Raw genomic sequence first — 21,629 nt, forward strand, 5'->3', positions numbered from 1 at the left:
GCACCCCTTGTCGGGGGTGCCTGCCCTAAGTCCGCGCCGTTATGATTCGCGTTTTCGCGCGCCCGCGTTCCGAAGGAAACCCGTGCAACTGGCCCAGCAGACGATCGTCGTCGTCATGATGGTGGTGTTCTCCAGCACACTGCTGATGTCGGCAGGGCTGGTCGTCGCCCTGCGCGCCAGCGAAGCGGGACGGCAGTGGGCGATCGGGCATGTCGTCGCATCGGCCGCCGGGTTGATGGTAGTGGCCTGCACCGCGGGCTACGACCTCCTGCACCCCGCCCACCCCCAACACGGCCAGCTCCCACCGGGCGCGCTGCAATTGAGCGCGCTGGCCGCCGGCTGCTACATCCTCGGCAGGCTGACAATCTATCGCGGCGTCCGTACGTTCTACGGCCTGCCCCAGCACACCGTCCCCCTCCGCATGTTCGGCCTCGTCGTGGTGGCGCTGCTCGTGATCGCCACCGGCCTTAACGACGCGCGTTTGCTCGTCCACGCGCTGGCCTACGGCGTCCTGGCCATGATGTCGTTCAGCACCATCGTCATCATGCTCCGCAGCGAAAGGGGCCGCACCGGCATCGGCGGCCCGGTGGTCATGATGTCCCACCTCGTGCTGCTGGCCGGACAGGTCGTCGCGCTGACCTCGTTCGCGTCCCCGGTCTCCCGGGACGGCGCCGCCATGACGCCGTTCTTCATGCAGCCATCCGGCATGACGTGGCCCCTCCTGCCAATGATCGCCGCCATGATGGCCGTCCTGCTGGGCCTGTTCGGCTTCTGCATGATGGCGACCGAGCAGATCATCGCCCGCAATGAAAACGGCGCTCGCGTCGATGCGCTGACCGGCCTGCTGAACCGCGGCGCCCTCGACCTGTCGGCGGCTCACCTCATCGCCCGCTGGCAGCGCGATGGCGAAGCACTGTCCTGCCTGGTGATCGACGTCGACCACTTCAAGCAGGTCAACGACACCTTCGGCCACGACGCCGGCGACGGCATCCTGCGCGAGATCGCCGCCGCGCTCGACCACTCCCGGCGGGCCTCCGATATCGCCGCTCGCTACGGCGGCGAAGAGTTCTGCATCCTCTGCCCGCACACCGACGAACAGCAGGCCACCGCGCTCGCCAACCGCATCCTCCGCAAGGTGCGCGCGATCCCGCTGCCCGGCCGCGACCGTCACGCCAGCGTGAGCATCGGCGTGGCCCAGCTTCGAGGCGCCGCCGGCACCCGCGACGTCATCTGGCGCGGCCTCTTCGCGGAAGCCGACCGCGCGCTCTACATCGCCAAGGAACGCGGCCGCGATCAATTCGTCATCGCCTCGCGCGTGGCCGAAGAAGAACCCGCAACGTCACACGGAGCCGATGCACTGCTTCCGCTCGGCGAGCCAGACCCTCTCCCCATCTCGGTGTAGTCCGCACCAGCGCACGTCACGCAAGGCCCTCCCGCGCGCCATTCCGGTGCTGGCGCGAGGCCATTCGGGCCTTATGCGAAAAACGCTTTTCGATTTGCGAAAACCTGTCTATACAGTGTTAGACAAGCTGCTTAACATTCGGGCCACAACGCGTACCAGGGGAGCTTTCAGCGTGAATCGATTTGCAAACAAAGTGGCGGCATGCCTCATGCTGCCGGGTATCATGTTGGCCGGCGCTTCGGTCGGAATCACCGCCGCCAACGCACAGCCCGCGCAGGCGGATGCCGGCGCCTATCCTTCGAAACCGGTCCGCATCGTCGTTCCCTTTGCGGCGGGCGGCGTGGCGGACGCCCTGCCGCGGCTCGTGGGCCAGAAGCTGTCGGAGCAGTGGGGCAAGTCGATCGTCGTCGACAACAAGCCCGGCGCGGCGGGCAACATCGGCATGGAGACGGTCGCGCGCGCCGCGCCCGATGGGTACACACTCGGCCTTGCACCGGCCGGCAACCTGACCGTCAACCCGATCCTGTTCCCGAAGCTCGGCTTCGACGTGCGCGATCTCGTGCCCGTCACGATGCTGGCCGCCTCGCCCAACGTGCTTGTGGTCAATCCTTCCGTGCACGTCCGCACGCTCAGGGACCTTGTCGGCTACGCCAGGGCCCACCCCGGCGAACTCAACTTCGCGTCGCCCGGCAACGGCAGCGGCGCCCACCTCGCCGGCGAACTGCTGAACCTGGAAGCGGGCATCAAGACCGTGCACGTGCCTTACAACGGCATGGCCACCGCGCTCAACGATGTGCTCGGCGGACAAGTGCAGATGATGTTCGGCGGCATCTCGACGGTGCTACAGCACATCCGTACGGGCAAGCTCGTGCCGATTGCCGTCGCCGGTCCGCGCCGCCTGCCGCAATTGCCTAACGTGCCGACGGTGGCGGAATCCGGCTACCCCGGCTTTGACGTGACCTCGTGGTACGGCCTCGTCGCGCCGAAGGGCACCCCCGACGCGATCGTGCGTAAATGGCAGACCGACGTGGCTGCGGTGCTCCGCCAGCCAGACGTGCGCGAAAAGCTCGACGCCCTCGGCCTGGAACCCGTGGGCAGCACGCCGCAGGCCTTCGGCACGACGATCTCGAGCGAAACGCTCAAATGGCGTGCGATCGTGCATCGCGCCAATATTCCGCCCCTGCAGTAAAGGAGACCCCCAAAGTGGAAGAGAAGCAGATTCACCTGACCTACCTCAACGGTCCGGACGTGGCCAGGCTGGCGCTGACCGATGCCGAGATCCTCGCCGCCGTGGAGTCGGCGCTGGCCGCGCAGGGCCGCCGCGAGACCGTGATCGAGCCGCGCGTGCACCTCGTGCCCGAGTCGTCCGACAAGGGCCACTTCAACGTGCTGCGCGGTTACATCCGTCCGCTACACGTGGCGGGCGTGAAGGTAGTGTCCGACTACGTGGACAACTACAAGCAGGGGCTGCCGTCGGAGATGGCGATCCTCAACCTGTTCGATCCCGATAACGGCGTACCGCTCGCGATGATCGATGCCACGGCCATCACCGACATGCGCACGGGCGCCGTCACCGCGCTCGGCGCGCGTCACCTCGCGCGCAAGGACAGCAAGGTGCTTGCGCACATCGGCGCGCGCGGCACATCGTACTGGAACGTGCGCCTGCTCGACTCGATCTTCGACTTCGACGAGATCCGCGTGCATTCGCGCCGCCCGGAAAGCCGGGAAGCGTTCGCCGCGCGCCTGTCGCGCGACCTCGGCAAGCCTGTGACCGTGACGACCGACTGGGAATCGTGCGTGCGCGGCGCGGATATCGTGGTGGAGGCCTCGCGCCTGCCCGCGCCGCAGCCGATGCTGCTGACCGAGTGGATCAAGCCCGGCGCGCTCGTGATTCCCTACGGCACCATGAGCGCGGTGGAACTGTCCCTGACCGACATCATGAGCAAGATGGTCGTCGACGACTGGGGCCAGTGCCGCAAGGGCCTGCCCTTCGGTGCCCTGCGCCAGCACGTCGACAGCGGACGCCTGAACGAAGAAAACCTGCATGCGGAGCTCGGCCAGATCGTCGCCGGACTCAAGCCCGGGCGCGAGCGCGACGACGAGACCATCCTGTTCTGGCACCGCGGCCTGTCGACGACCGATATCGCGCTGGGCCATGCGATGCTGACCAAGGCGCGCGGGCTCGGCATCGGCCAGTCGCTGCGTTTCGCCTGAGAAGGGCAAGGAGTACCAGATGGCCAGCGGCATCGCCTCGTTCCGCATGTACAACGCCACGCCCGCGGTCGCGGCCGCGTGGCGCGCGCTGTTCACGCAGGTATTCCAGGACCTGCGCTGGCCCGTCGAAGTCATTCCGCATGCGTGGCCCGCGCCGCTGACCGATCTCTGGCAGCGGCGCGATCTGGTGTGCGGGTTCATGTGCGGGTTGCCGTTCGTGCGCGGGGCGGCGCCGGTGGTGCCGTTGGTGGCACCGGTACTGCATGGCCACGCCCGTTATCGCTCCGAGGTGCTTGTACGTGCGGAGAGCGGATGGCGGACGATGGAGGATGCGTTCGGCTCCCGTTTCGGCTGGATGGCCGACCATTCGCAATCTGGGTATCACGCGGCGCGGCGGGCGCTCTCCTCCTACGCGCATGAGCGAGAAACATTGTTCAGCGCATCGATCGGCCCGCTCGACACGCCCGCGCGTACGCTCGAGGCGCTACGCACGCGCCAGATCGACGTGACCGCGCTCGACAGCTTCTACCTCGACCTGCTGCGCCGCCATGCGCCAGAGACGCTCGCGGGTTTGCAGACCATCGCGGTCACGCCGTGGACGCCGAACCCGCTGCTGGTCGCGGCAGGCGACGTGCCGGTCGCGGACCGCGAGGCGCTGGTCTCGCACCTCGTGGCGATCGGCGATGCAGCGGCCTATCGCGCGCTGTTGGACGACGTCTGCATCGACCGCTTCGTCGTCCCGGACATCGACAGCTACGGCGTCCTGCTCGACCCCGTAGCGGACTACCCCGCGATCCGTTGAGACGTCAAACCTCCACGTCCCGCTGCGGCTTGCCGTCGTACGTCCACAGATACTGACGCGGGATCGGCCCCTTGTTGCGGCCGCCCTGCTGGGTTTGCTCCCAGGCATGCGACAGGATGCCGACCGAGCGCGACAGGCAGAACAGCCCGCGCGCGAGTGGCGCCGGAAAGCCGAGCTCGGCGTAGATCACCGCCGTGGCGCCGTCGATATTCATCGGAATCGGCTTGCTGCGCCCAGCGCCCAGCGCGGCTTCCACCGCGCGCGCGATCGTGGCGTAGCGGCCAGACACCACGCCATCCTTCGCGGCCGCATCCACCAATTCCAGCAGACGCGGCGCGCGCGGATCGAGCGGATGAAAGCGATGGCCGAAGCCCGACACGAACTTGCCGTGCAGATCGCGATAGTCCTGCAGCGCCGCGGCCACCGCATCGTCTTGCGTGGCCCCGTCATCGATGCGCCGCGCGATGTCCTGATACAGCTCCACCGCCTGTTCGCCAGCGCCGCCATGCACGTCGCCGAGCACGTTCACGGCGGAGGCCATCGCATTGTTGAGGCCCACGCCGCAGGTTGCCGCCATGCGCGCGATCGCGATGCTCGGTGCCTGCGGGCCATGATCGACGGCGGCCATCAACGCGGCATCGAGCAGTTCGCCCTCGCGGCGGGCGGGGAGTTCGCCGCGCAGCATCAGCCAGATCATCTGCGCGAACGAGACGCGGCCGATCAGCTGTTCGATCGGATAACCGCGGTAACGGATCTCGCCGGGGCGCATGTCGATGATCTCCGTGCGCCACCAGTCCTGCGAAGCCTGCTGTCCCGCGTCGACGGCGGGCTTGTCGTTTTGCATGGTCATACCGCGCGTGCCTCCTTGAGCGATGAGATGTCCGTGGCGTCGTAGCCGAGCTGCGCGAGAATCTCGTCGGTGTGCTCGCCCAGTTGCGGCGGGGGCGTATCGACCGACGGTGCCTCGCGATTGACCTTGAATCCCGTGCGCACGAGGCGGATGTCGCGGCCCACGCCAGGAACGTTGGGGAATTCGCCGATCATGCCGCGATCGCGCACCTGCGGATGGGCGAGCGTGTCCGGCACATTCATCACCGGACCGGCTGGCACACCGGCGTCGTTGAGCAAGGTCCACCATTCCGTGGCCGATTTGCGCGCCAGTTCGGCTTCCAGCACCTGCTTCAGTACGCCGCGATTTGTGAGGCGCGCCTGGCGTTCCGCGAAGCGCGGGTCGGTGGCGAGGTCCGGCCGCTCGATGACGCGGCACACGGCCTCGAACTGCTCCTGCTTGTTGGCGGCGATATTGAGCAGCCCCGCGCCGGTATGGAACGTGCCGGACGGACTCGCGGTCATGTTCTCGTTGCCCATCGGCGACGGATTCTTGCCGGCGATCAAATGGTTCGACACGACCCAGCCCATCGTAGCCAACGTCGCTTCCAGCATCGACACATCGAGGAAGTAACCCTCCGTGCGTTCGTGATCGGCCAGCGATGCGGCGATGGAAAAGGCCGCCGTGATACCGCCGATCGTGTCGGAGACCGGATAGCCCACGCGATACGGCGCGGTCTCCGCATCGCCCGTGATGCTCATCACGCCGGACATCCCCTGGATGATCTGGTCGTACGCGGGCAGGTCCGAGAGGGGACCATCCTGACCGAAGCCCGAGATCGCACAATAGATCAGTCGAGGGTTCTCCTTACGTAGCTCCTCGTAACCGAGGCCGAGCCGCGTCATCACACCGGGCCGGAAATTCTCGACCACGACGTCCGCGCTCTGCACGAGCTTGCGGAAAACCTCCTTGCCCCGCGCGTGCTTGAAGTTGATCGTGATGGAACGCTTGCCCGGGTTCTGGGCGAGGAATGACACGCCCATCAGCGCCTTGTTCAGTTCCGCATCGGCGCCGAGCTGACGCGCGAGGTCTCCCGTGCCCGGCGTTTCCACCTTGATGACCTCGGCGCCCATGTGCGCGAGCTGGTGGCAGCAGAACGGGCCGGCCAGCACGTTGGTCAGGTCCAGCACGCGGATGTTGCGTAGCGGCTTCTGCATCGAAAACCCTCCTTACTCCACGCGAGCGCCGGACTCGCGCACGATGGCGCCCCAGCGGCTGTTCTCGCTCTTGATGAATGCGCCCAGTTCCTGCGCGGTGCCGCCGCGCGGCTCGCTGCCTTCCTCGCGCATGCGGGCGATGGTGTCGGGCTGCTTGAGCGCCTTGTTGACTTCCTCGTTGAGCCGCGCGACCACGTCGGCCGGCGTGCCGGCCGGGGCAACCAGCGCTTTCCAGTCCTCCGCGGCGAAACCGGCGTAACCCTGCTCGGCCACGGTCGGGACGTTCGGAAGCAGCGCTAGGCGCTTCGGCGAGGTCACCGCCAGCGCGCGCAGGCGGCCGGCCTTGAGCATCGGCAGCGCGATGGGCGGCGTGGCGAAGTAGAAATCGGTCTGGCCGCCCATGAGGTCGGTCAGCGCGGGCGACGCGCCCTTGTACGGTACGTGTAGCGCCTTGAAGCCCGCGCGGCGCTGGAACATCTCGCCGGTCAGATGGCCCACCGTGCCGGTGCCCGCGGAGGCCATCGACGTCTGCTTCGCCTTGGCCGCGGTCACGAACTCGGCCAGCGTCTTGTAGGGGGCGTCCTGCCTGACGATCAGCACGACGGGCTGCGCGGACACGAGCACCACGGGCGTGAAGTCCTTGATTGGGTCGAACGGCAGCTTGGGGTAAAGCGTGGGGTTGATGGCAAGGTTGGCGGTCTGACCCATGCCGATGGTGTAGCCATCGTTCTTTGCCTTGGCCACGGCGTCGAGGCCGATATTGCCTCCGGCGCCCGCGCGATTCTCCACCACGACGGTCCAGTGCGCGGCGGGGCCCACCTTGTCGAACACCAGCCGCGACAGCACGTCGGTGCCGCCCGCGGGAGGAAACGGCACGACGAGGCGGATGGGCTGCGTCGGATAGCCGGCGGCGATGGCCGAGGCGATCGGATTCAGCAGGCTCGGGACGGCGAGCGTCGTGGCGAGGGCGGTCAGCCGGCGCAGGGCGGCGCGGCGCGGGGTGGAATGCATGGATCGGTCTCCGGGGAAGCGTTGTTTTTGCGTTCTATAAGACAGAACAACGGTCTTAAAGAAAGAACAAAGGGAGGATATGGGCGCCACCCTTCGCTGTCAAGGGACGGCATGACCACATCCGCCCGGGCGCTCCGACCCCCGATGCTTGCACGCATATTGCTCTCCCGCATGGGAGGATGGACCGCTATTCCCGCGTGCCGTCTTCCGCGTCCACTACAATGACGCCCCGTTATCTCCCATTCCGCTTCCCACATGTCTCACGCCTGCGGCCTCGACTTCGGCACCTCCAACTCCACGATGGGCTGGTTGCGCCCCGGTCATCCGGTATTGCTGCCGCTCGAAGACGGCAAGTCCACGCTGCCGTCGGTGATCTTCTTCCATGCCGAGGATCCGCTCGTGGTCTACGGCCGCGCCGCGCTCTCGGACTATCTGGCCGGCTATGAAGGCCGGCTCATGCGTTCGCTCAAAAGCCTGCTCGGCACGTCGATGATGGACGACAGCACCGAGGTCATGGGCCGCGCGATGCCGTTCCGCGATCTGCTCGCGCACTTCATTGGTGAACTGAAACGCCGCGGCGAGGCGGCCGCCGGCACGGAGTTCACGCAGGCCGTGCTGGGCCGGCCCGTATACTTCATCGACGAGGACCCGGTTGCCGACAAGCTGGCCGAGGACACGCTCGCGGAGATCGCGCGCAAGGCGGGCTTCAAGGACATCGCGTTTCAGTACGAGCCGATCGCGGCGGCGTTCGATTACGAAGCGGGCATCTCGCATGAGGAGCTCGTGCTCGTGGCCGACATCGGCGGCGGTACGTCGGACTTCTCTCTCGTGCGGCTGTCGCCCGAACGCGCAAAACGCCTCGACCGGCACGAGGACATTCTCGCCAATGGCGGTGTCCATATCGGCGGCACCGACTTCGACCGGGCACTGAGCCTGGCCAGTGCCATGCCGCTGCTCGGGCTCGGCAGCACGCTGCGCAGCGGCAAGGAGATGCCATCGAGCCAGTACTTCGACCTCGCGAGCTGGCACACGATCAATCTGGTCTACACGCGCAAGGCCTGGTCGGTGGTGATGGACAACTATCGCGACGCGGCCGATACGGAGAAGCTCGACCGGCTGATCCGCCTCATCAAGGATCGCGCGGGCCACTGGCTGGCCATCCAGGTGGAAGCGGCCAAGATCGCGCTGTCGGAAGCTGACGAGACGGGTGTGGATCTGGGGCGTATCGCGCCGGACCTCGTGCTGACGATCACGCGCGACGACTTCGACCAGTCGATCCACAAGCTCGTGACGAAGACGGAGACCGCCGTGCGCAACATGCTGGCCGATGCCGGCGTGGCGGGCGACAAGGTCGATACGATCCTGTTCACGGGGGGATCGAGCAGCGTGCCGATGCTGCGCGAGCGACTGTCGCATCTGCTGCCGCATGCGCGGCGCGTGGAAGGGGATCTGTTCGGGGGCATCGGCTCGGGTCTTGCCCGCGATGCCATGCGGAAGTTCGGCAGCTAGGTTCGGCTAAGGTGGACTAAGGCGCGCCGAGCGCGGCGCCTGCCATTCTCCGGGCGCGAGCGAGCGCGGCCTTTGCGGCCGCGGCGTCGCGGCCGAGGCGGATCAGCCCGCCGAGCTCCCATGGCGCCTTGAGCAACCCCCTGACGACTGCCCCGATATCGGTGCTGCCATCCGCCGCCATGCCCGCCACGGCGAGCGGCGGCACCGGACGTTCGGCGGGATCGATCACGATTCGCAGCGCCGCGAACGGCAGGCCACGATCGCGTGCCGCGCGCGCGGCGATATGCGATTCCATATCCACGGCCAGCGCACCGTGCGCGCGATGCAGCGCGGCCTTCGCCGCCACCGTGGTCACCGCGGCATCCATGCCGGCAATCGGGCCGGACAACGCATCGGGCAGCGAAGCCCGCAGCGCGTCATGCCATGCCGCATCGCACGGCAACACGACGTCGCCATCCTGCACAGCGGACGCCACGATCACCGCGCCGGGCGAGAGCCCCGGCGCCAGCCCGCCCGCGACGCCGATGCTGATGACACCGCGATGCGAATGCAAGGCGGCGGTCAGCACCTCCGCCAGCGCGCGGTCTCGGTAGCCATGTAGCGTGGTGACGCCCGGACCCGCCGCAATGCGGGATTCGAACGTCATCCCGCTGACCGCGAGCACGGTGGCGTCGCCCACCGTCACATGCCCCAGTTGAGCGCGCGATTGCCCTCGCGCTGAAGATTGCGATAACGCGCAATCGCCCATAGCGGGAAGAAGCGCGCGTAGCCGTGGTAGCGCAGATAGAACACGCGCGGGAAGCCCACCGCGGTAAAGCGCGCCTCGTCCCACAGGCCGTGCGACGCCTGTGTGCGCAGCAGATAGTCGACGCCACGCGCCACGGCCGGATGATGACCCTTGCCGGCCGCCATCAGGCCCAGCAATGCCCAGGCCGTCTGCGATGCCACGCTCTGCGCGGCTTCATGGCCCGTGTATTCGAGCTTGTAGCTCTCGCCGTCCTCGCCCCAACCGCCGTCATCGTTCTGGATGCCGATGAGCCAGCTGGCCGCGCGCTGGACTTCGGGCGCATCCGCGCCCATGCCCGCCGCGTTCATCGCGCACAGCGCGCTCCACGTGCCGTAGATATAGTTCGTGCCCCAGCGGCCGTACCAGCTGCCGTTGGCTTCCTGCTCGTCGAGCAGATAGCGCAGCGCGCGCGCCGATGGCTCGCTCGTCGCGGGCATCTCGCCGATCTGGCACAGCATGGCCAGGCAGCGTGCCGACACGTCGGCGGTAGGCGGATCCAGCAGGGCGCCGTGGTCCGCAAATGGAATGTTGTTCAGGTACAGGTGGGTGTTCTCGGGCTCGAAGGCGCCCCATCCACCGTTGCTGCTCTGCATGCCGACGACCCATTCGCGCGCGCGCGACACGGCTTCTTCGTAGCGCGCGGTGCCGTCTTCCTTGTCGGCGCGATGCATCGCCAGCGCGACGACAGCGGTATCGTCGACGTCGGGGTAGTGCGCGTTGCGGTATTGAAATGCCCAGCCGCCCGGGCGCACGTTGGGCCGGCGCACGGCCCAGTCGCCGATAAATTCCAGCTCCTGCAGCGGGATGAGCCAGTCGAGGCCGCGCGTGGCGGCCGCTACGGCGCGCGGCTCGCGTGCTTCGAGCAACGCGTGGCTCGCCAGCGAGGTATCCCACACCGGGGACAGGCACGGCTGGCAGTACGCCTCGTCCGCGTCTTCGTCGATGACCAGCAGCTTGTCGATGGACTTCCGCGCGATCGCGCGGTTCGGATCGTCGGCCGGTACACCGAGCACGTCGAACATCATCACGGAGTTCGCCATGGCTGGGAAGATCGCCCCGAGCCCATCTTCGCCGTTGAGACGCTCCACCGTGAACGCCCGCGCGCGTTCGATCGCGCGCTGGCGCGCGCTGCGCGGAAACAGCGGCTCGGCCGCGCGCACCACCACGTCCAGCGCGGTGAACACGCTGTGCCAGAAGCGGCTCTGATGCGGCGCCCTGGCGGGCAGACCCAACGTGCGCGCGGGCTTGAGGAACAGTTCGTCGATGCCGATCTTGCGCGGATTGCGCGCGCGCGGACGCAGGCTGTTGAGCACGAGCAGCGGCACGATAACCGTGCGCGCCCAGTAGGAAACCTTGGACAGATGGAACGGGAACCACTCCGGCAGCAGCATGATCTCCACCGGCATCATCGGCACCGCGCGCCACGGCATGACGCCGAACAGCGCGAGCATCGTGCGCGTGAAGACGTTGCTGGCCTCGGCACCGCCCATCGCGTGGATGGCCTTGCGGGCACGCACCATGTGCTCGGCCTGAGGATCGGTTCCGATCATCTTCAGCGCGAAGTACGCCTTCACGGAGGCGCTCACGTCGCCCGCGCCTTCATGGAACAGCGGCCAGCTGCCGTCGGCATTCTGGATGCGGCACAGATAACGGCCGATGCGGCGCTCGAGCTCCAGGTTCGGCGTCTCGCCGAGGTAATGCACCATCAGCACGTACTCGGCCGGGATCGTCGCATCGGCTTCCAGCTGGTAGACCCAATGGCCATCGGCCTGCTGCTGGTCCAGCAGCGCATCGACGGCGGCGGCAATGCCGGCGTCGAGCGGATCCGGCAGCGCAGAGGGAATGGACACGCCGGAGCGCACGGGCGACGCGGTGGCAGGGCGGGGAGACAGTGCAGCCTGGTTCATCAATTCGGGGGCAGTACTCACGATGGATGGGCGATGAGGCGATATGACGATGATCGCGATGGTCGCGCCGGCCGCTCGTGGCGGCCGCTTTCATCTTTATCTGGCGATTGCGGATCAGAACAGGGTGTGGCGCAACAGGATCCACACCAGTCGCGCCTTGGGCACGCGCACACGTGCGCGCGGCGGGCGCCATCCGCGCGCGAGCAGGCGCGTCAGGATGCCGTGGTAAACGTCGAACATGATGCGGGGCGAGCGGACGAGGCGCGAAGGGCAGCGTGCCATGATCGCGGCCGACGCGTCGTAGTGCGTCTGGGCCTCGTGCGCGAGCGCGACGCACACGCGGTCGATGTTCGGATGGTTGATGACGTCTTCCGGCGTGCCGCGCGGAATGCCCGCGGAGGCCAGGCCTTCCGCCGGAAGATAGAGCCGGTTGATGGCCGCGTCCTCGTCGAGGTCGCGCAGGATATTGGTCAGCTGCAGTGCGCGGCCGAGATGGTACGACAGCTCGATGCCCGCGGCTTCCTCGAGGCCGAACACGCGGACGGCCAGGCGGCCGACGGCACTGGCGACGCGATCGCAATAAAGATCGAGCGTCTTGGCGGGCGGCGCCTGGATGTCGGCGACCACGTCCATGGTCATGCCGTCGATCACGTCGAGAAAGTCCTGCTGCTTGAGCCGGAACGCGCGGATCTGCACGTCGAGCGCGCGCAGCCGTGCGGGTGGGTTGCCCGCGTAGCATGCCGCGAGATCCGCGCGCCATTGCGCGAGCGCCGCGAGGCGTTCCGCTTCCGGAGCGTCGCCGTCGTCGGCGATGTCGTCCACCGCGCGGCAGAACGCATAGATCTCGAACATGGCCTGCCGCTGCGAGGGCGGCAGGATGCGCAGCGCCGTATGAAAGGAGCTACCGGATGATGCGGCGGGCCCGGCAATGGGGCCGCCAGGCGAGGCGATGTCTGTACCGGCCACGGATTTCCTCGGCACGCTAATGGGATTGCCGCAAGGACGGCGCTGGATTTTTGGGTCGGGCGATTATAGCAACTTCACCGCAGCGTCGCGTTTTGTGACGAACGGGGCATTTCGAAAAGGCCGTGCCAAACAAAAAGGCCCCGCATTCGCGGGGCCTTTCTTACAGCCGGGGCCGAGATAGACAGACCGGTATCACACTGCCTGGATCTTCGTTGCCTGCTCGCCCTTCTGGCCCATGGCCTTCACGTAGCGAACCTTCTGGCCTTCCTTCAGCGACTTGAAGCCATTGCCCTCGATCGCGGAGAAGTGGGCGAAGAGGTCATTGCCACCCGCGTCCGGGGTGATGAAGCCAAAGCCCTTGGCGTCGTTGAACCACTTGACGGTACCGGTTTCCATATTTCTATCCAACCTTGAATTTCAGTGAGCGTGATTGCCCGACCATGGGAGGGGCTGTGTCGTACGGCGCAAGGCGACCGGAAAAGGCGCAACCGGAGGTCCGGAATATTCGCCGTCTCGGCTCGCTTGCGGGATTCATTCTGCCGGTTTTTTTCAACGTGTCAATCAGCCAAACCCCTTGTCCACGAAGAAAGTCGTTTACGTCTGCAAAGGACAGATATAAGGATTTTTGACTTCGAATCGGCTTTTGTCTGACATCGGCCCGATTAAATCGGTGGTAGGTATCGTTATCGTTGTGCAAAAGCAGCAGGACGTCATACAACGGTATGGTGTAAGGCTTGCGGGATGTACCAAAAAGTTACGACAATAATTACCGAATGTTGAGTCGGGATGGCGTTACATTTTTTCGGATATATGAAATTCCGACATAAGAATAGTTGGTCGATAAGAGGATAGCGTCTCGGGGACGCGGCGGGATCCGGTGCGTCATCCTCCTTGACTCCATCTTTCTTACTCCATTTGGACTATGGGCACTGTTGCTGCGATGCCGCGACAATGTGATCCAACGACAGGCGGAATCGCCGCTGTAGCACGCCACGCACCACGCGCGCCCCATGCACCTGCATGGCCGGCGCTTTAGAGGAACCGGGGAAACACCATGCTTACCACGCAAAACCGGCGGATTTCACGCGTCCGCCGCGACCCTGTCGGAATCATTTCCACCTGATTTTTCAGTGGCTCTATCCAGGGCCTCGGCACAATTTTTGACAATCTGTTTGAAACGAATGGCCTAGCATCCTGCCTGCTTGTGCCACGGCCGTTTTCCGGTACCGTGTCGCCAAAGCCGGCATCGGGCAGGGTCAGCGCTCGGTGAGCGTCCGCAACGGGGCGGGTGTTCACAGCGAGATGCCGTAACAGAAAGAAGAAGCGGAATCGCCAGTGAAGCCAACAATCAGAACGGCCTGGGCGCGTCTGTGGTCGCGCCTTTCTTCCTGCTTTTCCCTTGCCATCGCGTTGTCCGCATTCGGGACCGGCGCGGCCGCGCAGGGCACCCTCGACATTGCCTTCCACTATGGCGCCAAGCCGCCCGTGGATGCGCTGCAGGCATTCGATGCCGCGGTGGTCGAGCCGGATAGCGGGTTCGATCCGCGTACCGCCAACACGCCGCACACGGCGTGGTTCGCTTATGTCAGCGTAGGCGAGGTGTTGCCGAGCCGCGGCTACTTCAAGGACATTCCCGCCAGCTGGCTCAAGGGCAATAACGACGCCTGGCAGGCGCGCGTCGTCGATCAGGCCGCCGACGGCTGGGCCGAGTTCTATGTCGAGAAGGTCATCAAGCCGTTGTGGGATCGCGGTTATCGCGGCTTTTTCCTCGACACGCTCGACTCCTATCATCTGATCGCGAAGACGGACGCCGAGCGTACGCGTCAGGAAGCGGGCATGGTCAAGGTGCTGCGCGCGGTCAAGGCGCGCTACCCGGAAGCGAAGCTCGTGTTCAACCGCGGCTTCGAGATCCTGCCGCAGGTGCATGACCTCGCCTACGCCGTCGTGTTCGAATCGCTGTTCCGCGGCTGGGATCAGGCCGGTACGCGCTTCACCGAGGTCAGCGACAAGGACCGCGAGTGGCTGCTGAACCAGGTACGCATCGTCCGCGAGCAATACCGCCTGCCCGTGGTGTCCATCGACTATTGCCCGCCGTTCGACCGCAAGTGCGCGCGCGACACGGCGCGCCGCATTTCCGCGCTCGGCATCACGCCTTACGTGACGGACCCCGGCCTGCAGACGGTCGGCATCGGCCGCGTGGAAGTGATGCCGCGCCGCGTGCTCGTCGTGCAGGAAAGCCAGTCCGACGTCGTGATCGACGATACGGCCGGCGTGCGCTTCGTCTCGATGCCGCTGAACTACCTTGGCTATCGCGTCGAGTTCGCCGAGACGCGCGATCCGCTGCCCGAGATCGGCCCCGACCGCTACGCGGGCGTGGTGGTCTGGCTCAACGGCAACGTGACCAAAGACCCGGGCCGCTTCTTCTCGTGGGTGGAGAAGCGCATCGCGCAGGGCGTGCCCGTTGTGTTCCTCAATGACTTCGGCGCGCAGGTGGGGGGAGCGCTCGCGCGCATGCTGAGCCTCAAGCCCGTCAAGGGCCGCGTGTCGGGCCCCGTGCAGATCGTGTCGCAGGACGCGATGATGGGCTTCGAGACGCCCGTGGCGCCGGACCGTACCGAGGCCATCTCCGTGCAGGTGCCTGACACCGCTGGCGCGCGTTCGCTGCTGCGCCTCAAGTCCGGCACCCTGACCTACGATGCCGCGGCGATCATGCCGTGGGGCGGTTACGTGATGGGCCCGTACGCGGTGCGCGAGAACACGGCCACGAATCAGGACCGCTGGGTCGTCGAGCCGCTCAAGTTCCTCACGGAAGCGCTGCGCCTGCCGCGCATGCCCGTGCCGGACACGACGACGGAATCGGGCCGCCGCCTGCTGACCATCCACATCGATGGCGACGGCTTTGCCTCGAAGGCCGAGATTCCCGGTGGCGGCTATTCCGGCGAAGTCCTGTTCCGCGAGATCTTCGACCGCTACAAGCTGCCGATGACGATGTCCGTCATCGAGGGCGAAGTCGGCAAGAGCGGCATGTATCCGAAGCTCGCGCCCGAGCTCGAGCCCATCGCGCGCAAGATCTTCGCGCAGCCCTACGTCGAAGTGGCGAGCCATACGTACTCGCACCCGTTCGAATGGACGCGGACGGTGCAGCCGCAACAGAGCAATGCGCGCTTCGCGGAAGGCGACGACGACTATCACCTCGCCATTCCGGGCTATCGCCTGAGCCTCGAGCGCGAGATCGGCGGTTCGATCGACTACATCAACCGCGTGCTGGCGCCGCCGGGCAAGCCCGTGAAGATGCTGCTGTGGCCGGGTGACTGCCAGGCGCCGCCGGAAGCGCTCAAGCTGACCGACAAGGCGGGCGTGCTGAACATGAACGGCGGCGACACCATGATCACGCGCAGCAACCCGTCGTGGACCGCCGTCGCGCCCCTCGGTATCCACAAGGCCGAGAACACCTTCCAGGTGTTCGCGACGAACCAGAACGAGAACATCTACACGAACCTGTGGCACGGTCCGTTCTACGGCTTCGAGCGCGTGATCGAAACGTACGAACTGACGGACAAGCCGTACCGGTTCAAGCCGGTCAACATCTACTATCACAGCTACTCCGGCACCAAGGCCGCATCGCTGCGCGCCTTGCGCAAGGTATATGACTACGTGCTGACGCAGCCGCTGATGCCGATTCATTCCACCGACTACGTGCGCAAGGTTCTCGACTGGCAAAACATGGCGGTCGCGCGCGAGCTCGGCGACGGCACGGACGGCGCGCCGCCCAATGGCGCCTGGGTCATCCGCGGCGACGGCAACCTGCGCAACCTGCGCTGGACCGGCGAAGGCAAGCCCGACGTGGCCAGCGCGCGCGGCGTGACCGGCAGCTCGCCGGCACCGGGCGGCGGCGTGTATGTCCAGCTGTCCGGCGGCGATGCGCGTTTCACGACGGCCGCAGCGCCCTCGGCCGTCGTGCCGGAAATCGCCGAAGCGAATGGCCTCGTGCGCGACTGGAAGCGCGAGGGCGGCGTCACGCGATTCACGTTCGGCGGCTACTTCAAGCCTTTCTTCCGGCTCGCCAACGCCGGCCAATGCAGCGTGACGATCGATGGCAAGCCCGTGACGGGCGTGCGCGACCGCAACACGCTGCGCTTCGATCTTCCCGCGGTTACCGATCCAATCAATGTCAAGCAACCCGTCGAAGTCCGTTGCGCCGGTTGAGCGCGAGCGGCTCCTGCCGCCCGCGCTCGTGCTGACCTTCACCGCGATGGTGGGGATCGGCCTCGGCCTCATGTTTCCGCGCGAAACCCTGCGCGAGCGTCTGCTCGGGCAGGGGCGTACCGTCGACGGCCTGACCGTCGCCTACCTAGAGGCATGGTCGCGCGTCGCGCCCAACGACGTGAGCTTCATGGGCGTGCTGGCGGAACAGTACGCGCGCAGCGGCCGGCTCGACGACGCCGAGAAACTGCTCGACCGCATGCAATCGGTGCAAGGCATCGATGCCTCGGGCCCGATCCTGCGCACGCGCATCGACATCACGCTGCAGCGCGCGTACGCGGCCCAGCCGGATACGCCGGAACGCGCGGGCTACATGGCGCACATGAAGTCGCTGCTGGACACCGCGACGGGCGACCGCATGCTGCCGCGCTGGTCCCTGGCGGAACTGCAGGCGATGGCCACGCAGGCGAGCCAGGCGGGCTTCACCGAGCCTGCCGGCAAGCTCTACCGCGCGCTGGCGACACGGGATCCCGCGCACGCGGACTTCTACAACAAGCAACTGGCGGGCATCGCGCTCGGCAGCGGCGACTATCGGGAATCCGCGCGCGCGCTGTTCGACGCGCAGGCGCGGGCCAGCAACCCGGAGGAACAGCGCAAGCTGTTCCTGCAGGCACTGCAGACGCTGCAATCGGGCAATCTGCTGGAAGAGGCGCTGATCGAGGCCGATCGCCGGGGCGGCAAGCTGCTGAGCGATCCGGAAGTGTTGCGTTATCTGACCAGGCTGGCGCTGGCGGCGAACCGTCCCGATGTGGCGGCCCGCTACGTCGAGCGGCTGCTCAAGCTGTCGTCGATCGGCACGGGGCAGCATCTCGCCGACGGGACCGTCCTCGGCCCGGTTGCCGCGCCGGTGCCCGACACGCATATTGTGGGCGCGCACGTGCTTCCGATGGCAGCGGCCGTTCGCCGCGTGTCGGACACCGAGCCGTGGCTCGCCCGGAACTTCGTCTACCTCGATGGTCCGCGCGGCGTCGCCCGCCGCGAGGCGATGGGCGACGGCTTCGGTATCCGCCGCGTCGCGGATGAACGTCCTGCGCCGGCCGCCGCTGCCAGATCCCCGGTTCAGGAGCAGGCTCAGGCTCAGGCGCAGGCCAAGGCCGATGTGGCGCAGGCCACCGCCGAGGGCAAGCCGTTCAATGCCGACGACTACGAGCTCGCCTACCGCGTGTTCCTCGCCGCGGGCAATCTCGATCAGGCCATGCGCGTGGCGCAGACCGCCGTGCAGAAGCAGCCCGGCCAGATGGTATGGCGCGAGCGGCTGGCACAGGTCGCGGAATGGAACCGCCAGCCGACGATCGCATTGCAGAGCTGGCTGGAGTACGCACAGGCAACCAACGACGAGCGCGCGTGGAACAACGTGATGCGCCTCGCGCCTGGCCTTTCCGACGATCGCGCCTATCTGGCGGCGCTGCGTCACCGCGCGACGCGCGGCGATCTCAAGACCGTCGATGAAGTGGTCGCCGCGTACGAGCGCCTGGGCGAGCCCGAGGCCGCGATGGCATTCCTCGACAGCCTCAGCAACGGTCCGCATGCGCGAGAAGTCATGGAGCGCAATGCCGAGCTTGCCGAGCGCGCCGGCCAGGACGACCGCGCGTTCGCCATCTACGGGCAGCTGGAGCGCCGCTTTGGCGCGCGGCCGCAATACGCCGTCAAGCGCGCGAACATGCTATACGTCAAGGGCCGCATCTCGCAGGCCATGGACGCGATGCTGCCCGCGCGCGCCAAGGCCGGCCCGAAGGACACGTTGTACTGGCGCACGTTCACCGAGCTCGCCAAGCTGACGCAGCGCGACGAACTCCTGCGCGATGCCTACCGCCAGATGCTGATCTCGGTGGGCGAACCGCAGGACGCCGAGTGCATGAAGATGCCGCCCGGCGCCGCGCGCAATGACTGCCTGTCCGAGGTGCGGGACACCGAGGAGGCCGACTTCTCGAACCTGATCGCGTACTACGACAAGACGCCGATCGATGCGGGCCGGATCGCCGAGGCGGGCTGGAACAAGCATCGCAAGATCTCGCAGCTCGAACTGGCCGTGTATTACTACACGCGCGCGCATGCGTGGATCCGCCTCGAGCGTCTGCTGTCGAGCCTGACGCCGGAAGAACGCCGGGAAGCGAATCAGTCCGCGCGCTTCGTGATGCGCCGCGCCGAGTACTACCGCGCGACCGGCCAGCGCGACAAGTCGCTCGCCGACTTGCGCCACGCGGTCAGCCTGCCCGATGCGGATAGCGAGACGTTCGCAGGTCTGTTGTGGGCACTGGTCGATATGGGCACCGATGACGAAGTGCGCGCCGTGATGACGCGCCTGCGCAGAGAGGCCGAGGACGATCCGAGCCTGTGGGGCGCGTATGCGGCCGGCTCGATGCGTTTCCAGGATGGCCGCACCGCGCTGCACTACCTGCGCAAGATGGCCGTGGGCAAGTCGGCGGACCCGCTGTGGCTGGGCCTCACGGCCGATGCCTACGAGGCGATCGGCCAGAACGACATGGCATGGCGCATTCGCCGTCAGGCGTGGATCGACCTGCATCACAACTGGGCAAAGGGCGGCCTGAAGGGTGCGGAAGCCAGTGACGACGAGAACGGCGACGGCGAGGAAGACGAGAACGAACAGGGCCTGCCGTCGCGCGCGGAACTGCAGCGCCAGATGGTGTCGCTCGGCCAGACGTTCGCCTCCGCCGACGTTTCGCGCACGCTCGTCATCGAGATGCTCCGCCGCGACCGCGCTATCGTGGCCGCGCGCAATGCGTCGGTGACCGATCCCAAATCCCCGTCGCAGCTGGGCGACATTCCGGGCCTGCCCAAACTCGAGGTCAGGCTGCCGGCCGCGCTGACCGAGCGCGAACGCCGCCGCCAGAACGCGATCTCGGCCGAGAGCCGCGAGGTGGCGCTGGCATGGGCGATGTCGTCGGAGTCGAACGAGCTAGCGCGCTCGTGGCTGGCGCGCCAGTACGTGCAGCGCTTCCAGCGCCCGGCCTATGCCGAGATCTCGATCGCACTGGATAACAACGACCTCAACGCCATCGACCGGATCCTCGAACGTCAGGTCGGCCGCGTGCCGGTGACGAGCCGGATCGAGGCCAACCGCGCGCTGGACCGCATCGGCGCGGCGCAGACGCAGGCCTTCGATGCGCAGGAACTCGCGCGCACGGACGACGTGCTGCAGGAGACCCTGGAGGATGCGCTGCTGTTCGACGCGCAGGCCATCGAGCCGCGCGTCACGTTCCAGCATCAGAAGCCGCTCGAGTACTTCGAGTACAGCCTCGGTGCCGGCGCGCGCCTGTGGGGCGGCTACGCGCTGAACCTGCGCGGCACGTTCCGCGACCAGCGCTCGACGGACCCGACGCAACTCGTCAACGTGCCGTCGATTGACCGCCGTGCCGAGCTGGCGCTGAGCTACCGCGACTCGCAGAAGCGTTACCTGATTGGCGTGGGCCACCGTGACGGCGTCGACAACATGACGACCGCGCGCTTCCTCGGCGACTGGAACACCGATGGGCGCCTGACGTTCACCACGCTGGCCGGCTACAACCAGCAGGCCGACGAATCGGCATACCTGCGCGTCGGCGGCGCGAAGGATACGTTCAGCCTTGGGGCGCAATACCGCCTGAGCCTACGCGAATTCGTCGGCGGCCGCGTGCAATACGATCACTTCTATGGCCAGGACCGCACGGTGCTCGGCCACGGGATGGTGTACGACCTCGAAGCGGGCTACCGCATCCGCACCGCGTATCCGGACTACACGGTGCGCGTGGTCGGCACGCATGCAAACTACAGCGCCAACGGCAATACGCTCTCTCCGCGCATGCAAAGCCTGGTGCCGGCCGATGACGACGAGACCACGTCCTCGATTTTCGTGCCGCGCGGCTTCACGCAGGCGGGTGTCGTGTTCAGCTTCGGTACCGAGCTGCTCGACGACTACACCAAGAAATTCCGTCCGTTCGCGGAAGTGGGCCTGCTGCGCGATACGCGCTCGGGCCAGAACTTCCGCGCGCGCCTCGGCATCGCCGGCAGGGTCTTCGGCAACGATCACCTGTCGGTGTATTGGTCGCATGAAACCGCGGCGCGCAACCTCGGCACGCCGCTGACCGAAGTTGGCGTGCGCTACCGTTGGCTGTATTGATCACGATGAACGCTTTCAGCAGATACAGGGAGATTGACATGAACAAGACGACTCGCATGGGACGCCTCGCGGCGTGGTGCACCGCGCTCGGCGCGGCGCTGTGGCTCGGCGGTTGCGCGGTGACGGACGTGGGCCGCGCGCCCGCGATCGCGCGCGGCGACACGGTGGCGATGCTGCCGATCGTGAACTACACGGAAACGCCGCAGGCCGGCCTGCGCGCGGAAGCGATCACCGAATCGCTGCTCAAGACCAACGGCATCGGCAGCGTCAAGCGCTACCCGGCCAGCCTGAACCCGGAAACGCTGTTCGAGCCGGCCGAGCGTGAATCGGTGGGCAAGGCGCTCGAGTGGGCGCGCGGCGAGCGCGCGCGCTACGCCCTGACCGGCGCCGTGCAGGAATGGCGTTACAAGGTTGGCGTGGACGGCGAGCCGGCTGTCGGCATCTCGCTGCAGCTGATTGACGTGTCCAGCGGCGACGTGGTCTGGTCGGCCACTGGCAGCGACAGCGGCTGGAGCCGCGAATCGCTGTCCGGCACCGCGCAGAAGCTGCTGCGCCGCCTGTTGGCGCCGCTGACGCAGGGTTGATTCCGAATTGATTGCGAAGGG

The 21,629-nt window shown here is 66.8% G+C and carries 15 protein-coding genes; 8 read left to right on the forward strand and 7 right to left on the reverse strand.

Going from position 1 to position 21,629, the window contains the following annotated elements; genetic code table 11:
- The first annotated feature begins 82 nt into the window (after positions 1-82).
- The 4 genes from KHP16_RS10010 to KHP16_RS10025 all read left to right on the forward strand — a co-directional run bounded on the left by KHP16_RS10010 (position 83) and on the right by KHP16_RS10025 (position 4,418).
- Positions 83-1,402, forward strand: coding sequence for a GGDEF domain-containing protein (locus KHP16_RS10010; RefSeq protein ID WP_109583482.1), 1,320 nt, complete (start codon positions 83-85; stop codon positions 1,400-1,402).
- A 208-nt stretch (positions 1,403-1,610) separates the two neighbouring features.
- Positions 1,611-2,591, forward strand: a complete 981-nt coding sequence (locus tag KHP16_RS10015) for a Bug family tripartite tricarboxylate transporter substrate binding protein (RefSeq protein ID WP_109583481.1) — start codon at positions 1,611-1,613, stop codon at positions 2,589-2,591.
- Between the two features lie 14 nt (positions 2,592-2,605).
- Positions 2,606-3,616 (forward strand): ornithine cyclodeaminase family protein, encoded by a 1,011-nt coding sequence (locus tag KHP16_RS10020; protein ID WP_244214598.1) that lies wholly within the window; start codon positions 2,606-2,608, stop codon positions 3,614-3,616.
- A 19-nt stretch (positions 3,617-3,635) separates the two neighbouring features.
- On the forward strand, positions 3,636-4,418 hold the full coding sequence (locus KHP16_RS10025) for a phosphate/phosphite/phosphonate ABC transporter substrate-binding protein (RefSeq protein WP_211960105.1): 783 nt from the start codon (positions 3,636-3,638) through the stop codon (positions 4,416-4,418).
- Between the two features lie 4 nt (positions 4,419-4,422).
- Here KHP16_RS10025 and KHP16_RS10030 read toward each other — a convergent pair whose 3' ends face one another.
- From KHP16_RS10030 to KHP16_RS10040, 3 genes are read right to left on the reverse strand one after another with little or no spacing between them, the layout of a single operon-like run.
- Complete coding sequence (locus tag KHP16_RS10030) at positions 4,423-5,268, reverse strand: citryl-CoA lyase (protein ID WP_244214597.1); 846 nt, start codon at positions 5,266-5,268, stop codon at positions 4,423-4,425.
- Positions 5,265-6,464, reverse strand: coding sequence for a CaiB/BaiF CoA transferase family protein (locus KHP16_RS10035; protein ID WP_115953312.1), 1,200 nt, complete (start codon positions 6,462-6,464; stop codon positions 5,265-5,267). The genes KHP16_RS10030 and KHP16_RS10035 overlap by 4 nt, the downstream gene beginning before the upstream one ends.
- Positions 6,465-6,476: 12 nt before the next feature.
- Positions 6,477-7,475, reverse strand: coding sequence for a Bug family tripartite tricarboxylate transporter substrate binding protein (locus KHP16_RS10040; protein WP_115953311.1), 999 nt, complete (start codon positions 7,473-7,475; stop codon positions 6,477-6,479).
- Positions 7,476-7,730: 255 nt separating this feature from the next.
- On the opposite strand from KHP16_RS10040, the gene KHP16_RS10045 reads away from it, so the two are divergent.
- Positions 7,731-8,984 carry an Hsp70 family protein gene (locus KHP16_RS10045; protein ID WP_109583476.1) on the forward strand — a complete coding sequence of 418 codons (1,254 nt, stop codon included), beginning with the start codon at positions 7,731-7,733 and terminating at the stop codon, positions 8,982-8,984.
- A 16-nt stretch (positions 8,985-9,000) separates the two neighbouring features.
- Here KHP16_RS10045 and KHP16_RS10050 read toward each other — a convergent pair whose 3' ends face one another.
- The 4 genes from KHP16_RS10050 to KHP16_RS10065 form a co-directional block, all read right to left on the reverse strand.
- Positions 9,001-9,663: a phosphorylase gene (locus KHP16_RS10050; RefSeq protein ID WP_280528129.1), complete on the reverse strand. Its 663-nt coding sequence runs from the start codon at positions 9,661-9,663 to the stop codon at positions 9,001-9,003.
- A gap of 2 nt (positions 9,664-9,665) precedes the next feature.
- Positions 9,666-11,678, reverse strand: a complete 2,013-nt coding sequence (shc, locus tag KHP16_RS10055) for a squalene--hopene cyclase (protein WP_115953309.1) — start codon at positions 11,676-11,678, stop codon at positions 9,666-9,668.
- A gap of 114 nt (positions 11,679-11,792) precedes the next feature.
- The gene (hpnD, locus tag KHP16_RS10060) at positions 11,793-12,644 is read right to left on the reverse strand and encodes a presqualene diphosphate synthase HpnD (protein ID WP_115953308.1); all 852 of its coding nucleotides are present in this window, start codon (positions 12,642-12,644) and stop codon (positions 11,793-11,795) included.
- 192 nt (positions 12,645-12,836) lie between these two features.
- Positions 12,837-13,040 carry a cold-shock protein gene (locus KHP16_RS10065; RefSeq protein ID WP_039009350.1) on the reverse strand — a complete coding sequence of 68 codons (204 nt, stop codon included), beginning with the start codon at positions 13,038-13,040 and terminating at the stop codon, positions 12,837-12,839.
- A 1,014-nt stretch (positions 13,041-14,054) separates the two neighbouring features.
- Here KHP16_RS10065 and KHP16_RS10070 point away from each other — a divergent pair.
- Genes KHP16_RS10070 through KHP16_RS10080 form a run of 3 tightly spaced genes read left to right on the forward strand, consistent with a single transcriptional unit; the run spans position 14,055 to position 21,608 of the window.
- Positions 14,055-16,850 (forward strand): bifunctional glycoside hydrolase 114/ polysaccharide deacetylase family protein, encoded by a 2,796-nt coding sequence (locus KHP16_RS10070; protein WP_244835740.1) that lies wholly within the window; start codon positions 14,055-14,057, stop codon positions 16,848-16,850.
- Positions 16,813-21,024, forward strand: a complete 4,212-nt coding sequence (locus KHP16_RS10075; RefSeq protein ID WP_211960107.1) for a tetratricopeptide repeat protein — start codon at positions 16,813-16,815, stop codon at positions 21,022-21,024. The genes KHP16_RS10070 and KHP16_RS10075 overlap by 38 nt, the downstream gene beginning before the upstream one ends.
- 38 nt (positions 21,025-21,062) lie before the next feature.
- Positions 21,063-21,608, forward strand: coding sequence for a penicillin-binding protein activator LpoB (locus KHP16_RS10080; RefSeq protein WP_109583471.1), 546 nt, complete (start codon positions 21,063-21,065; stop codon positions 21,606-21,608).
- Positions 21,609-21,629 lie beyond the last annotated feature (21 nt).

Origin of the sequence: Cupriavidus plantarum, from assembly GCF_905397285.1 — a bacterium.
Classification (GTDB): domain Bacteria; phylum Pseudomonadota; class Gammaproteobacteria; order Burkholderiales; family Burkholderiaceae; genus Cupriavidus; species Cupriavidus plantarum.

What these genes read in the sequence shown, in the direction of transcription:
- KHP16_RS10015 (WP_109583481.1), top strand. Translation starts at nt 1,611, where the DNA reads ATGCTGCCGGGTATCATGTTGGCCGGCGCTTCGGTCGGAATCACCGCC.
- KHP16_RS10025 (WP_211960105.1), top strand. Translation starts at nt 3,636, where the DNA reads ATGGCCAGCGGCATCGCCTCGTTCCGCATGTACAACGCCACGCCCGCG.
- KHP16_RS10030 (WP_244214597.1), bottom strand. Translation starts at nt 5,268, where the DNA reads ATGACCATGCAAAACGACAAGCCCGCCGTCGACGCGGGACAGCAGGCT.
- KHP16_RS10035 (WP_115953312.1), bottom strand. Translation starts at nt 6,464, where the DNA reads ATGCAGAAGCCGCTACGCAACATCCGCGTGCTGGACCTGACCAACGTG.
- KHP16_RS10040 (WP_115953311.1), bottom strand. Translation starts at nt 7,475, where the DNA reads ATGCATTCCACCCCGCGCCGCGCCGCCCTGCGCCGGCTGACCGCCCTC.
- KHP16_RS10045 (WP_109583476.1), top strand. Translation starts at nt 7,731, where the DNA reads ATGTCTCACGCCTGCGGCCTCGACTTCGGCACCTCCAACTCCACGATG.
- shc (WP_115953309.1), bottom strand. Translation starts at nt 11,678, where the DNA reads ATGAACCAGGCTGCACTGTCTCCCCGCCCTGCCACCGCGTCGCCCGTG.
- KHP16_RS10065 (WP_039009350.1), bottom strand. Translation starts at nt 13,040, where the DNA reads ATGGAAACCGGTACCGTCAAGTGGTTCAACGACGCCAAGGGCTTTGGC.
- KHP16_RS10075 (WP_211960107.1), top strand. Translation starts at nt 16,813, where the DNA reads ATGTCAAGCAACCCGTCGAAGTCCGTTGCGCCGGTTGAGCGCGAGCGG.
- KHP16_RS10080 (WP_109583471.1), top strand. Translation starts at nt 21,063, where the DNA reads ATGAACAAGACGACTCGCATGGGACGCCTCGCGGCGTGGTGCACCGCG.